The following is an 11,984-nucleotide window of genomic DNA, read 5'->3' as shown; positions in this document are numbered from 1 at the left end:
AGCTCAGCCCCAGCCGAGCTCGTGCAGCCGCTCCTCGGAGATCCCGAAGTGGTGCGCGATCTCGTGCACCACGGTGATCGCGACCTCGTCGACGACCTGCTCGTCGTCCTCGCAGAAGTCGACCACCGCGTCCCGGTAGATCGTGATCCGGTCGGGCAGCTCGCCCGCGTAGTCGGCGGTCCGCTCGGTCAGCGCGACGCCCTCGTACAGCCCGAGCAGGTCCGGCTCGTCGGGATTGCGGTCCTCGACCAGCACGACGACGTTGTCCATCGCCGCCGCGAGCCGCTCCGGCAGCAGATCGAGCGCGTCGCCGACCAGCTCCTCGAACCGGTCCGGCGTCATCGGGACGGGCACGGCGTCAGCCGTCGAGGCCGGGCAGCCCCGGCGGCACGTCGAGATCCGGCGGCGGTGTCGTGCCGCCGTCCGGCGCGGCGGGCTGCCCGGAGCCGGGCTGCTCGACCGGCGCCGGCGAACCGGGCGCCGCCGGGTCGGCCGGGGCGGACGGATCGGCGGGCGCGGACGGATCGGCCGGGGCACCCGGTGCCGTCGCGGCGGGCGGGGCGGGCTGCTCGCCGACGACCAGCTCCCCGCGCACCGAGCCGGTGATCGTGGCGAACCCGCTGCCGTCCGGCAGCAGGGTGCCGATGTTGCAGTTGACCTTGCGGCTGCCCGCGTTCCAGGACGCCTCGGACAGGTTGCCCCAGTAGACGGTGAGGCCCTTCTCGCCGATCACCCGGTCGTTGCCGGCGAAGGTGTTCGCGGCCTCGGTGCAGGCGGGCTGCAGGAAGCCGTCCTGGTCCTCGACGGAGGGGAACGCGTCCGGGAACTCGGTGCCCAGGTCGATCACGCCGACGGCCTCCACGGCGTGCGGGCCTGCGCAGTCGGTCGGGTCGCCGACGCTGCGCCCGTCGATCGCCAGGCAGGTCCCGGCCGCCTGGACCGCGGACTGGTCCTGGTCGGCGACCCGCCCGGTGATCGGGAACATCGCGCCGCTGCGGGACGCCATCTGCAGGCCGCAGCGCATCCCCCGGTCGCCCTCGTCCCACCGCTGCTGGGACGGCTTGAGCGCGCCCACCCGGAACTTGCCGTCCGGATCGAACCGGCCGTCCAGGTAACCGGTGACGACCGGGGTGCAGCGCTCGGCGACCAGCGTCTGCCACGCCTGGTCGCTCGGGAACACCGCCTGGTCGGCCAGCGCGACCCGGCCCGCCTGCTCGAACAGGTGCGGCTGCGCACAGTCGACGGCGGCGGTGTCGGTCGCGTCGGCGCGGCTCCAGTTCAGGCAGGTGCCCGGGGTGTCCGGCGGCGGCGGGAGCGGCGGCGGCGCCTCGACCCGCGGCGGCACCCCGGACGACGCGAACGAGCCCAGCACCGGCACCTCCGCGCCGAGCAGCGAGTCCAGCGACGCGACCGTCAGCATGAGGAAGGCGCCGATCAGGATCCCGATGCCGACCCGGCGGGCGCCGAGCGGCCCGCGCTGCGGGCCGCCGTGGTCGTGGCCGTGGTCGTGCGGGACCGCCGACTCCGGCCCGGCGGCCCGGCGGCGGCGCCGGGTGGGTGCCACCGGGGTCGCCGTCGTCGACGTGCCGGCCGGGCGGGTCAGCACGGACGTCGTGCCGCCGCCCGGGGCACCGTGCGCGGCGCGGGCGTAGCGGCCGTCGTAGACCTGCTCCCCGGTGTCGGCAGGCCCGGGGTCGGCGTGCCGGCGGGGAGCGGAGCCGGTGGGGGAGCTGGGATCCATGACCCGTCCATGATGCAGCGGCCGGGTCCGCGGCTTCATCCGGCCGGGGTACCGGGGCGGCGGTCGGTCGGCCGGGTGCTGTGAACGTGCAGGTGACGGCCGCGCGCGGCCGGCGCCGGTCCCGCTCGTCCGGCCGGGGGCGCCCGGTCGCCGCGGACCGGTGCCCGGCGGCGTCACCGGTCCCCGCACGGGGGTCGGCGGGGACCGTTAGGGTGCGCGAGGGGGGATGCGGCGATGGGTGAACAGCGATGACCGACGGGGCAGGGCGGCCGGGCCGGATCCGGCACCAGGACGGCAGCACGACGCCGCGCGAGCCCACTCTCGCCGAGAAGCGGGCCCGTGAGCAGAAGCTGCGCGCCGACCGCGAGGAGGTGCGCCGCCGCGAGGCCCGGTCGAAGACCACGAAGCGGGTGCTGATCGGCACCGGCGCCACGGTCGGCGTCGTCGCGTTGATCGCGGCCGTCTACGCGGCGTCCGGCGGCGGCACCGAGACGGTCGATGCGCGCTGCGTCGACGAGAACCAGGTCGTCGTCCCGGACGAGAACTGCGCGGGCACCTCGCAGAGCGGCCAGGTCAGCACCGGCGGCGGCGGGTTCGCCTTCGTGCCGATCTTCCTCGGCGGCGGCGGGCGGCAGTACCACTACAACTACGGCGGCACTGGCAACGTCGGGCAGGTCGCGACCGGCGGGAACGTGACCCCGCCGCCGAGCGGCACCACCGTGCGCAGCGGCACCACCGGCTCCACCATCGGATCGACCACCCGCGGCGGGACGATCTCCCGCGGCGGGCTCGGCGTCGGGGGCGGCTCGTCGACGTCCTCCGGCGGGTCCGGCACGTCCAGCGGGAGCTGAGGCGTGCGACGCGAACGCGGCACCCCGCGGCCGGGCTGGCAGCGCACCGTCGCCGACCAGGGCATGGTCTTCGGGTCGCCGGGCCGGGACGGGTCCGGCGGCGAGCGCCCGTACTGGGACGAGTCGGTCCACTACACGTTCGAGATGGACGAGATCCTCTCGCTGGAGGCCGACGTCGAGGTCCTGCACTCGATGTGCCTGTCCGCCGTGGACCACGTGGTGACCACCGGCCGGTTCGCCGACTTCGCGCTGCCGGAGTGGAGCTGGCAGGCGGTCACCGACTCCTGGCGGCGCTCCGATCCGCACGTCTACGGCCGCTTCGACCTGCGCTACGACGGCTCCGGCCCGGCGAAGCTGCTGGAGTACAACGCGGACACCCCGACGTCGCTGCTGGAGGCGTCGATCCCGCAGTGGTACTGGCTGCAGGACACCCATCCCGGCGACGACCAGTGGAACTCGCTGCACGAGAAGCTGGTCGAGCGGTGGGCCGAGATCAAGGCCGCGCTGCCGTCGCCGGAGGTGCACTTCACCTGGTCGGGGGCCGAGTCGACCGGCGAGGACCACATCACCGTCGGCTACCTGCAGGAGACGGCGGCCGAGGCGGGCATCGACACCGTCGGACTGTCCATCGAGGACATCGGCTGGGACTCCGCGCTGGACCGGTTCGTGGACCTCGAGGAGGTCCCGATGTCGTCGGTGTTCAAGCTCTACCCCTGGGAGTGGGTGCTGTCCGACGAGTTCGGCAAGCACGTCACCCGCAGCCAGCCGGAGACGCTCTGGCTGGAACCGCTCTGGAAGTCGCTGCTGTCCAACAAGGCGCTGCTCGCGGTGCTCTGGGAGATGTACCCCGGGCACCCGAACCTGCTGCCCGCGTCGCTGGGGAACCCCGGCATCCTCACCGAGTACGTGCGCAAGCCGCTGCTCGGGCGCGAGGGGGCGAACATCTCGATCGTCGCGCCCGGCTACGAGACGGCCACCGGCGGCGTCTACGGCGACGAAGGGTACGTCTACCAGCTGTTCGACCCGCTGCCCGAGTTCGACGGCTTCCGGCCGGTGCTCGGCGCCTGGCTGGTCGGTGACACCGCGGCCGGGCTGGGCATCCGCGAGACCGCCGGCCTGATCACCGACGACGGCGCGGCCTTCGTACCGCACCGCATCCCGCACTCCTGACCGCTCCCCGCTCCCCTCCGGAGGTACCACCGTGATCCTCGCCCAGGCGCTCGACGCCACCTACTGGGGTTTCCTCGGCCGTGGCATCGGCGCGATCCTGCTCTACGCGGTGATCGGCACCCTGATGATGCTGATCGGCTTCTGGGCGATCGACCTCACCACCCCGGGCAAGCTGCCGCAGATGGTGCGGGCCGGGCTGCCGAACGCCGTCACGATCACCGCCGCCGGGATGATCTCGATGGCGTTCATCATCGTGCTGGCGATCTACGCGTCCTACGGGTCGCTGCTTCAGGGCGTCATCTCGTCGCTGGTGTTCGGCCTGATCGGGATCATCGCCCAGGTCGGCGCCGTGCGGCTGCTGGAGTGGGTGACCGGGATCGACATCGGCGAGATCATCCAGTCCGAGGAGCCGCGGGCCGCGGCGAAGGTCGTCGCCGCCGCACACGTCGCACTGGGCCTGATCGTGGCGGTCGCCGTCTTCTGAGCCCCGCGGGGACGGCGGCGCCCCGGTCCTCAGGCCAGTGCGGCGACGATGTCCACCCGCGACTGGGGTGAGGGCATCGCGGCGATCTCGGCGCGCACCTCCCGGGCGGCGGCGGCGATCTCGCCGTCGTGCAGCAGCCTGCGCAGCGCGTCCTCGGTGACCGCGCCGCCGATCCCGGCGCCGCGCGCGTCGACCAGCTCCGCGTTGTACCGGCGGTCGCCCGGACCGGGCAGGGCCAGCTGCGGGAGGCCGGCCCCCAGCGCGGCCAGCACGTGCCCGGAGCTCCCGCCGTGCAGCACCGCCGCGCACGCCGGCAGCAGCTCGGAGAGCGCGACCCGGCCGACCGGCCGGACCCCGCGCCCGCCCCGGCGCAGCAGCCGCGCGGGCGGGCGCACCAGCACGAGCTCGCAGTCCAGGTCGTCCGCGGCGGCCACCACCCGCAGCGCGGACGCCTGCAGGTCGCCGCGCATCGGGCCGCCGCCGCGCAGCACCAGCACCCGCGGCCGCACCGACGGCGCCCGCAGCCAGCCCGGCAGCGGGCCCCCGGCACCGGCCCGGCCGGGCCGCACTGCGAGCGCGTCGCGCGGGCCGGCCAGGCTCTGCGGGGTGATCGTCAGTGCCATCGCGGGCGGCGGCACGCCGCGCACGCCGTGCCGGGCCCTGGCCCGCTGCAGCGGGCGCGAGTCGAGCAGCACCCGGGTGGTGGCGAGGCCGTCGAGCAGGCCGTTCTCGTGCAGCACCGCGGGCACGTCGTGCCGGGCCGCGGCGACCGCGCCGCCGGCGGCCAGCGGCTCGTGCAGCACGATGTCCGGCCGCCACTGCTCGGCGACGGTCACCAGCGCGTCGGTGAGTTCCTCGTTGACCGGGCCGAACAGCGACCGGACCCCCGCGTCCCCGCCGCGCCCGGCGAGCTCGGCCCGCGCGGTCACCGGGTGCGCGACCAGCGAGCGGGCGGCGAGCCGGCCGATCCGCAGGTTCCGGGCGACGTCGATGAACGGCAGCGCGCCGGTGCCGCCGGCCGGGAGCACCTCCCCGCCGCAGGCGACCAGCACCTCGTGGCCGGAGTCCCACAGCGCGTGCGCGAACGGCAGGAGCGGTGTCAGGTGCCCCGCCAGGGGGGCCGCGACAACCAGAACGCGCACCCGCCGAGGGTAACCACTCCGGGGCGTCCCGCGGGACGTCCGGCGACCCGGCGGGGCGCCGGTGTTCCGTACGCTCGAGCTGTGATCGCCGACAACCCGCCCCGGCTGGTCGCGACCGACGTCGACGGCACCCTGCTCGACGACCGCGACGCCGTCTCCCCGCGCACCGCCGCCGTCATCTCCCGGCTGGTCGACGCGGGTGCCGGCCTCGTGCTCGTGACCGGGCGCCCGCCGCGCTGGATCCCGCCGGTGATCGCCAAGCTGCCGGCCGGGATGGTCCGGCTGTGCGTCTGCGCGAACGGCGCCGTGCTCTACGACGCGGTGGACGACGTGCTGCTCGGCGCGCACACCCTGGAGCCGGACGCGGTCCGCCGGCTCGCCGCGCTGGCCGGGAAGCTGTTCCCGGGCTGCGGCCTGGGCGTCGAGCGGGTCGGCACCGCGGCCACCGGCCGGGTCGAGCTCGGCACCGTCGACGAGTTCCTCACCGGGCCCGGCTACGTGCACGCCTGGGGTGCGCACGACGGCGGCCCGGCCAGCCGGGACGAGCTGGTCGCCCGGCCGGTCACGAAGCTGCTGATCCGCGCGCCGGAGCTGACCAGCGAGCAGATGATGGCGACGCTCGAACCGGAGGTCGGCGGCATCGCGGACCTGACCTTCTCGCACCCGTCGGGGCTGCTGGAGGCGTCCGCGCCGGGCGTCACCAAGGCGACCGGGCTGGCCGACGTCGCGGCCCGGCTCGGGGTGACCGCGGCGCAGACGATCGCCTTCGGGGACATGCCGAACGACCGGGAGATGCTGCGCTGGGCGGGGACCGGCGTGGCGATGGGCAACGCGCACCCGGACCTGGTGGGGCTGGCCGACGAGGTGACGGCGCCGAACTCGCGGGACGGGATCGCGGAGGTCCTCGAGCGCTGGTTCTGACCGGCGTCGCCCAGCCGTCGTGGGCGGGCCTGGCGGGACACCGGCGCGGTGTTGCGGCGTGCACTCCGGCGGGTCACGAGGCGGTGGCCGCGCGTTCACCGGAGCATCACACGGGCCGCGACGGCCCGCCCCGGGGCCGGTCGCCGGGCTGCCCGGGCGTACCATCACCCGCTGTCATCGCCCGGATCGAGCCGGGTGCCAGCGGCACGCCTGGAGGGCCCCACCCCGTGGCCGACACCCTGGACCGCCCCGGTCCGCACCCGACGTCCGACGCGGCCCGCACCCCGGCGGCCCCCGCGAGCGGGGAGACCGCCGTCCTCGCGGGCGTGCAGAACGCCCTCGCGAACGGGCCGTCCGTCCGCGTCGCACGCGGGATGTCGTTGTTCGGCGAGCACGCCGCGGGCTGGCTCGCCATCGGCGTCGCCGGCACCGTGCTCGACCGCCCGCGCCGGCGGGAGTGGCTCGGCTCGGCGGCCGCGGTCGCGTTCGCGCACGGCGCCTCGATCGGCGTCAAGCGGGTCGTGCGCCGCCGCCGCCCGGACCACCCGTCGGTCCGGGTGCTGGTCGGCACCCCGAGCCGGCTCAGCTTCCCGTCCTCGCACGCCACGTCCACCACCGCGGCCGCCATGCTGTACGGCGGCCTGCTCGGCCGCCGGTCGCGGATCGCCGCGACGGCGACCGTCGGGCTGATGGCGCTCTCCCGCCTGGTCCTCGGCGTGCACTACCCGACCGACGTCGCCACCGGCACCGCGCTCGGCGCGGCCGTGGCCACCGGCGCGCGATCCGTCATCCGGCGCAGCGCCGCACGTCGCAACCCCACCTCCGGAGGGTGAGCGCATGACCAGCACCGACCGCACCCGCGTCGAGAGCGGCACCGACGACCGGGACACCCCGGCCGACTCCGCCGCCAAGGCCGTCGCCTCCAAGGCCGCCGGCGCCAAGGCCGCAGACTCCACCGCCGACTCGGCCACCGACTCGAAGGCCGCCGTCGCCGAGGCGGCCGACCCGACCACCCCGGTGGTGCCGGACGCCCCGGACGACGCGGGCGCCCCCGAGGGCCACGCCGCCGACGCCGCCGGCCGCGGGCCGGCGCCGCACGTCCCGATGGACCCGTCCGAGCGGACGCCGGCGATGGTCGCCCGCGGGCTGGTGCGGACCATGCGCCCGCGGCAGTGGGTGAAGAACGTCCTGGTGCTCGCCGCGCCGTTCGTCGGCGGGGGCCTGTTCGACTCGTCGGTGCTGATCGACTGCCTGGTCGCGTTTGTCGCGTTCTCGCTGGCCTCGTCCGGCGTCTACCTGGTGAACGACGCGCTCGACGTCGAGGCCGACCGGGCGCACCCGACCAAGCGGCGCCGCCCGATCGCGGCCGGCATCGTGCCGCTGCCGCTGGCCTACGTCGCGGCCGGCGTGCTGTTCGTGGCGTCGATCGGGCTGGCCGTGGCGGTCACCTGGCAGCTGATCGTGGTGCTCGCGGTGTACGTCGTCGTGCAGCTGTCGTACTGCCTGTGGCTCAAGCACCAGCCGGTGATCGACATCTGCATCGTGGCGTCCGGGTTCCTGATGCGCGCCATCGCCGGTGGTGTCGCGACGGCGATCCCGCTGTCCCAGTGGTTCCTGCTGGTCGCCGGGTTCGGCTCGCTGTTCATGGTCGCCGGCAAGCGCTACGCCGAGATGACGCTCGCGGAGCAGACCGGCGCGAAGATCCGCAAGTCGCTGGAGAGCTACTCGGCCTCGTACCTGCGCTACATCTGGTCGCTGTCGGCCACGGTCATGATCATGACCTACGGCCTGTGGGCGTTCGAGATCCGCGAGACGCACCACAACACGGTGTGGTCGGTGCTGTCGATCGTGCCGTTCGTGATCGCGGTGCTGCGCTACTCGGTGGACGTCGACCGGGGCACCGGCGGCGAGCCGGAGGAGATCGCGCTCGCCGACCGGGTGCTGCAGGTGCTCGCGGTGGCCTGGCTCGGGATGCTGACGCTGGCCGTCTACAGCTGAGCCCGCCGGGGCCGGCTCACCCGCGTGCGGTGTGCCAGGCCCAGGTCGCGGCCAGCCCGTCGGCGAGGGCGGTCGGCTGCGGGAGCCCCAGCGCGGCGATGCCGCGGGACGGGTCCAGGCAGCTGCGCCGCAGCTCGCCCGGCCGGGCCGGCTCGAACTCGGGGGTGAACGCCGCCGGGTCGAGGCCGGCCACCCGGCCGATCGTCGCGGCCAGCTCGGTGATCGTCGACTCGGTGCCGGTGCCGACGTTGAACACCTCGCCCGCCAGCTCCCCGGCGGCGAGCCGGTCGGCGGACGCGAGCGCGGCGCGGGCGATGTCGCCGACGAACAGGAAGTCGCGGGTCTGGCCGCCGTCGCCGAAGACCGTCGGCCGCCCGCCGGTGCGCGCCCGGTCGCAGAACAGCGACACCACGCCCGCGCCGCCCGACGGGTGCTGACGCGGGCCGTAGACGTTCGCGAACCGCAGCACCAGCGCGGGCAGCCCGTGCGCCCGCACGAAGAACCGGGTGTAGCGCTCCGCGGCCAGCTTGCTCAGCCCGTACGGCGACTCCGGATCCGCCGGCTCGCTCTCGGTGGTCGGGAGCGGGGCGCCGTCGCCGTAGATCGCGCCGCCGGTGGAGCAGACCACGACCGCGCGCGCCCCGGACGCCTGCGCCGCCCGCAGCACCGAGAGCGTCCCGAGGACGTTCACCGAGGCGTCGTGCAGCGGATCGGCCATCGACGTCCGGACGTCGATCTGGGCGGCCAGGTGGTGCACCGCGTCCGGCCGGAACCGGTCCGCCAGCGCGGCCAGCGCGTCGGCGTCGCGGATGTCGAGCTCGGCCAGCTCGACGCCGGCCGGGAGGTTCTCCCGCTTGCCGGACGACAGGTCGTCGACGACCAGGATCTCGTCGCCCCGGGCGACCAGGGCGTCGACCAGGGTGGAACCGATGAAGCCGGCTCCGCCGGTCACGAGCACGCGCATGTTTCCTCCGGGCCGGGTGAGGACGACGCGGTCGCCCGGGATCGTCGACGGCGACACGGTATCGGCCGGGCACGGTGCCGACCTGGCCGGGTGATGATCATCCGGTCGGTTCGGCGGCGTCGCAGGCGGTGACCCGGTAGAGGGTGCTGCCTCCGCCGGAGGCGACGGGTTCGAAGCCGGGAGTCTCGTCGAGCTCGGTGAGGCCGGGGAACGCGTGCGCGCGAGCGTCCCACGGCCAGTACGACACCGGGCCGTCGATCACATGCGTGAGGCCGGTGGAGTGCACTGCGTCGCACACGGAACGGTCGTTCCCGGCGTCCCGCAGGTGCTCCCGGATCAGCTGCTGGTCCGGGGTCCAGTGGCCCGACATGTGCGGGAACATCACCCCGCGGCCGGTGAGTGCGTACAGCAGGGCGTTCCCGGTCCACGGGTTCGCCGCGACCACACCGTCCGGTGGTACGAGCTGACCTGCCTCGTCGAGGAACTCGCGCTGACCCGGCTGCAGCATCCAGGTCGCCTCGCGCTGGTACGTGCCCGCGACGGTGTAGGCGTGGACGCCGATCCGGAAGCCGTCGGAGGCCAGGACCAGTGCGGCAGCGACGACCGCGGCGACCGGTAGCGCCGACACCCGGCGTCGCTCCGCGGTCGGCTCGAGCCCGCGCAGCCGCAGTGCTGCTCGGACGAGCAGCCCGGCGATCCCGAGAACGCCGATGGTCGCGAGCGGCACGCCGGTGATCGGCACCATCGCCGCGATCCGGTAGGAGTCGTTGTACCAGGCACCGGTCAGCGCGGTGGTCAGCGCACCTTCGCGGGACACCGCCAGCACGTACAGGAAACCCGAGGTGGCGTGGGCGGGTACCAGCCAGCCGGTGCGTGGGCTGCGGAGGGCGAAGAGCGCACCGATTACGACCAGGACGGAGACGGTGACGAGCTCCGGACGTTGGTTCATCGCGTTCAGCAGCACGCCGCGTATTGCTTCGCGGGCGCCCATCGTCGCGGGCCAGTCGAACGACCGGACGCCGGCGAGGAACGGTGACCAGGCGAGGAACCAGACCACAGCGAGGACGGTGAGCAGCGCACCCGACACGGCGGCGGCCGAGCGGAGGAGACGGCGTTCAGGAAGCCAGCGGACGGTTGAGACGACGGCGGCGAACAGGACCGGGGAAACACCGAGCACGAGCAGGCTGACAATCGCGTTCGGATGAGCCAGCCCGATCCCGGGTACGGCGACCGCGCCGAGCAGCAGTGCGGCCGGTCGACTGACCGTGCTCTCCCGGACCAGCCCGAGGACCGTCACGGTTGCGGCGAGGCCGGCCGGGACGAGCGCCAGGCCGAGCAGGTTCGGCCACAGCACCCCCCAGGTCATGACCATCCACGGCATGGCGGTGAACGCGGTCGCGAGGACAGGAGCGACGAGGTACACGGCGGGCCGCGGTCCGATGACCTGGCGGGCCAGGAGAACACAGGACAGCGGCCAGGCGATCGTCGCGACCATGAGTGCGACGAGGTTGGACGCGACCGGGACCGAGGCCGCCGAGGTGAGTGCGGTCAGCGCGACGAGATCGTGCCACGCCGCAGGGTAGGCGGCGGGTCGTCCGGGGGCCGTCAGTTCGCCGAGCGTCAACGACGAGCCGTCGCCGGTGTCCAGGATCCGCGCGACGGCGCTGTAGTGGTGGACGGCGTCGTAGGTCGGCGAGATCGCGTCCACCGGGCCGAACGCCAGCACGGCCGTCCACCAGCTGATCGCGACGGTCACGGCCATCCCGACGACGAGCGCGGGACCTGCGTACCTCCCGTCCGGACCATCCGTGGCCGGTACGGCCGGCCCGGCCGCCGGAGCGGTGGCCCGGGGGTCCGGACCGGACCGGAGCCGGACGAGCGAACGACCGCCGAGCACCGCCGCGGCGGCGAGCAGGGTCGCGGCGACGACCGGCAACGGCCCCCACGGGATCCCGAGCCACCCGGCGACGACCGCGGTCGTCGCGATGAGGGCGATCGAGGTGAGCGGGGCGGATCCCCAGCAGGCGATCCCCCGCCAGCCCGAGGCGCGTGCGACCAGCAGCCCCGGCAGCACGCACCACGCAGCGGCCGCGAGAGCGACCGGGACGGCCGCTGCCCACGTCATCGGTGGGACCTGGCCGTCGTGCGACGAGCGGGCACGCCCCGGGCATCGACGTTGATGGGAGGCACCCGCCGGAGCTTACGGCGACGCTATGCGTTACCCGATCGGGTAGGGGCCCGCCCGGGCTCAGGACGACCGCTCGTGCTCCCGCGGCTGGGTCCCGTTGGTGCCGTTCGGGGCCGCGCCGATCGCGGTCTCCGCGCTCCCGGCGTCCGGCGCCTCGTGCCGCCGCAGCAGCTCGGTGAGCTCCTCCTCGCGCCGGGCCAGCTCGGCGTCCCGGATCGCGATCTGCCGGGCCAGGTTGGTCAGGTGCTGGCTGATCTCCCGGTCCCGCAGGTAGGTGTTCAGCATCCCGAACACGAACGCCACGACCAGCAGGTACACGATGAGGTCGGTCCCGCGGCCGACGCCGACCATCCGGGCGAGCGCGGTGACGTCCTCCGGGCGGAGCACCGCGTAGATGTTGAGCAGCACGAACAGGCCGAACGCGAGCCGCTTGCTGGCCCGGATCCCGACGTTCTGCCCGCTGCGGACGAAGTAGACGAGCGCCGCCAGCGCCGCGGCCACGAGGACGATCTGCACGATCACGGC

12 protein-coding genes are annotated in these 11,984 nt (G+C 74.8%); 6 read left to right on the top strand and 6 right to left on the bottom strand.

What is annotated here, in order from left to right; all coding sequences use genetic code 11:
• Positions 1-3: 3 nt before the first annotated feature.
• Together ACVJO7_RS07630 and ACVJO7_RS07625 are read right to left on the bottom strand one after the other, a co-directional pair.
• A complete protein-coding gene (locus ACVJO7_RS07630; RefSeq protein WP_491672280.1) occupies positions 4-354 on the bottom strand; it encodes a metallopeptidase family protein in 351 nt (116 codons plus the stop codon).
• A 4-nt stretch (positions 355-358) separates the two neighbouring features.
• On the bottom strand, positions 359-1,741 hold the full coding sequence (locus ACVJO7_RS07625; RefSeq protein WP_491672279.1) for a septum formation family protein: 1,383 nt from the start codon (positions 1,739-1,741) through the stop codon (positions 359-361).
• Positions 1,742-1,989: 248 nt separating this feature from the next.
• Here ACVJO7_RS07625 and ACVJO7_RS07620 point away from each other — a divergent pair, with 248 nt between their 5' ends.
• Genes ACVJO7_RS07620 through ACVJO7_RS07610 form a run of 3 tightly spaced genes read left to right on the top strand, consistent with a single transcriptional unit; the run spans position 1,990 to position 4,246 of the window.
• Entirely contained in the window at positions 1,990-2,592 is a 603-nt protein-coding gene (locus tag ACVJO7_RS07620; protein ID WP_344024153.1) for a hypothetical protein, read from the top strand.
• Between the two features lie 3 nt (positions 2,593-2,595).
• The gene (locus tag ACVJO7_RS07615) at positions 2,596-3,762 is read left to right on the top strand and encodes a glutathionylspermidine synthase family protein (protein ID WP_344024155.1); all 1,167 of its coding nucleotides are present in this window, start codon (positions 2,596-2,598) and stop codon (positions 3,760-3,762) included.
• A gap of 31 nt (positions 3,763-3,793) precedes the next feature.
• A complete protein-coding gene (locus ACVJO7_RS07610) occupies positions 3,794-4,246 on the top strand; it encodes a DUF350 domain-containing protein (protein WP_344024157.1) in 453 nt (150 codons plus the stop codon).
• 29 nt (positions 4,247-4,275) lie between these two features.
• Here ACVJO7_RS07610 and ACVJO7_RS07605 read toward each other — a convergent pair whose 3' ends face one another.
• Positions 4,276-5,388: a nucleotide disphospho-sugar-binding domain-containing protein gene (locus ACVJO7_RS07605; RefSeq protein WP_491672278.1), complete on the bottom strand. Its 1,113-nt coding sequence runs from the start codon at positions 5,386-5,388 to the stop codon at positions 4,276-4,278.
• An 81-nt stretch (positions 5,389-5,469) separates the two neighbouring features.
• Here ACVJO7_RS07605 and ACVJO7_RS07600 point away from each other — a divergent pair, with 81 nt between their 5' ends.
• The 3 genes from ACVJO7_RS07600 to ACVJO7_RS07590 all read left to right on the top strand — a co-directional run bounded on the left by ACVJO7_RS07600 (position 5,470) and on the right by ACVJO7_RS07590 (position 8,307).
• A complete protein-coding gene (locus ACVJO7_RS07600; RefSeq protein ID WP_491672277.1) occupies positions 5,470-6,309 on the top strand; it encodes an HAD family hydrolase in 840 nt (279 codons plus the stop codon).
• Positions 6,310-6,536: 227 nt separating this feature from the next.
• Positions 6,537-7,142, top strand: coding sequence for a phosphatase PAP2 family protein (locus ACVJO7_RS07595; RefSeq protein WP_491672276.1), 606 nt, complete (start codon positions 6,537-6,539; stop codon positions 7,140-7,142).
• Between the two features lie 271 nt (positions 7,143-7,413).
• On the top strand, positions 7,414-8,307 hold the full coding sequence (locus ACVJO7_RS07590) for a decaprenyl-phosphate phosphoribosyltransferase (protein WP_491672463.1): 894 nt from the start codon (positions 7,414-7,416) through the stop codon (positions 8,305-8,307).
• Between the two features lie 16 nt (positions 8,308-8,323).
• Here ACVJO7_RS07590 and ACVJO7_RS07585 read toward each other — a convergent pair whose 3' ends face one another.
• The 3 genes from ACVJO7_RS07585 to ACVJO7_RS07575 all read right to left on the bottom strand — a co-directional run bounded on the left by ACVJO7_RS07585 (position 8,324) and on the right by ACVJO7_RS07575 (position 11,981).
• Positions 8,324-9,271: an NAD-dependent epimerase/dehydratase family protein gene (locus ACVJO7_RS07585; protein ID WP_491672275.1), complete on the bottom strand. Its 948-nt coding sequence runs from the start codon at positions 9,269-9,271 to the stop codon at positions 8,324-8,326.
• 97 nt (positions 9,272-9,368) lie between these two features.
• Positions 9,369-11,396, bottom strand: a complete 2,028-nt coding sequence (locus ACVJO7_RS07580; RefSeq protein WP_491672274.1) for a DUF6541 family protein — start codon at positions 11,394-11,396, stop codon at positions 9,369-9,371.
• Positions 11,397-11,519: 123 nt separating this feature from the next.
• The gene (locus ACVJO7_RS07575; RefSeq protein WP_491672273.1) at positions 11,520-11,981 is read right to left on the bottom strand and encodes a DUF2304 domain-containing protein; all 462 of its coding nucleotides are present in this window, start codon (positions 11,979-11,981) and stop codon (positions 11,520-11,522) included.
• Positions 11,982-11,984 lie beyond the last annotated feature (3 nt).

The sequence above is a fragment of the Pseudonocardia sp. DxW genome (genome assembly GCF_058448985.1).
The sequence above is the reverse complement of the archived record's forward strand: the minus strand, read 5'-3'. Positions and strand labels throughout refer to the sequence as shown.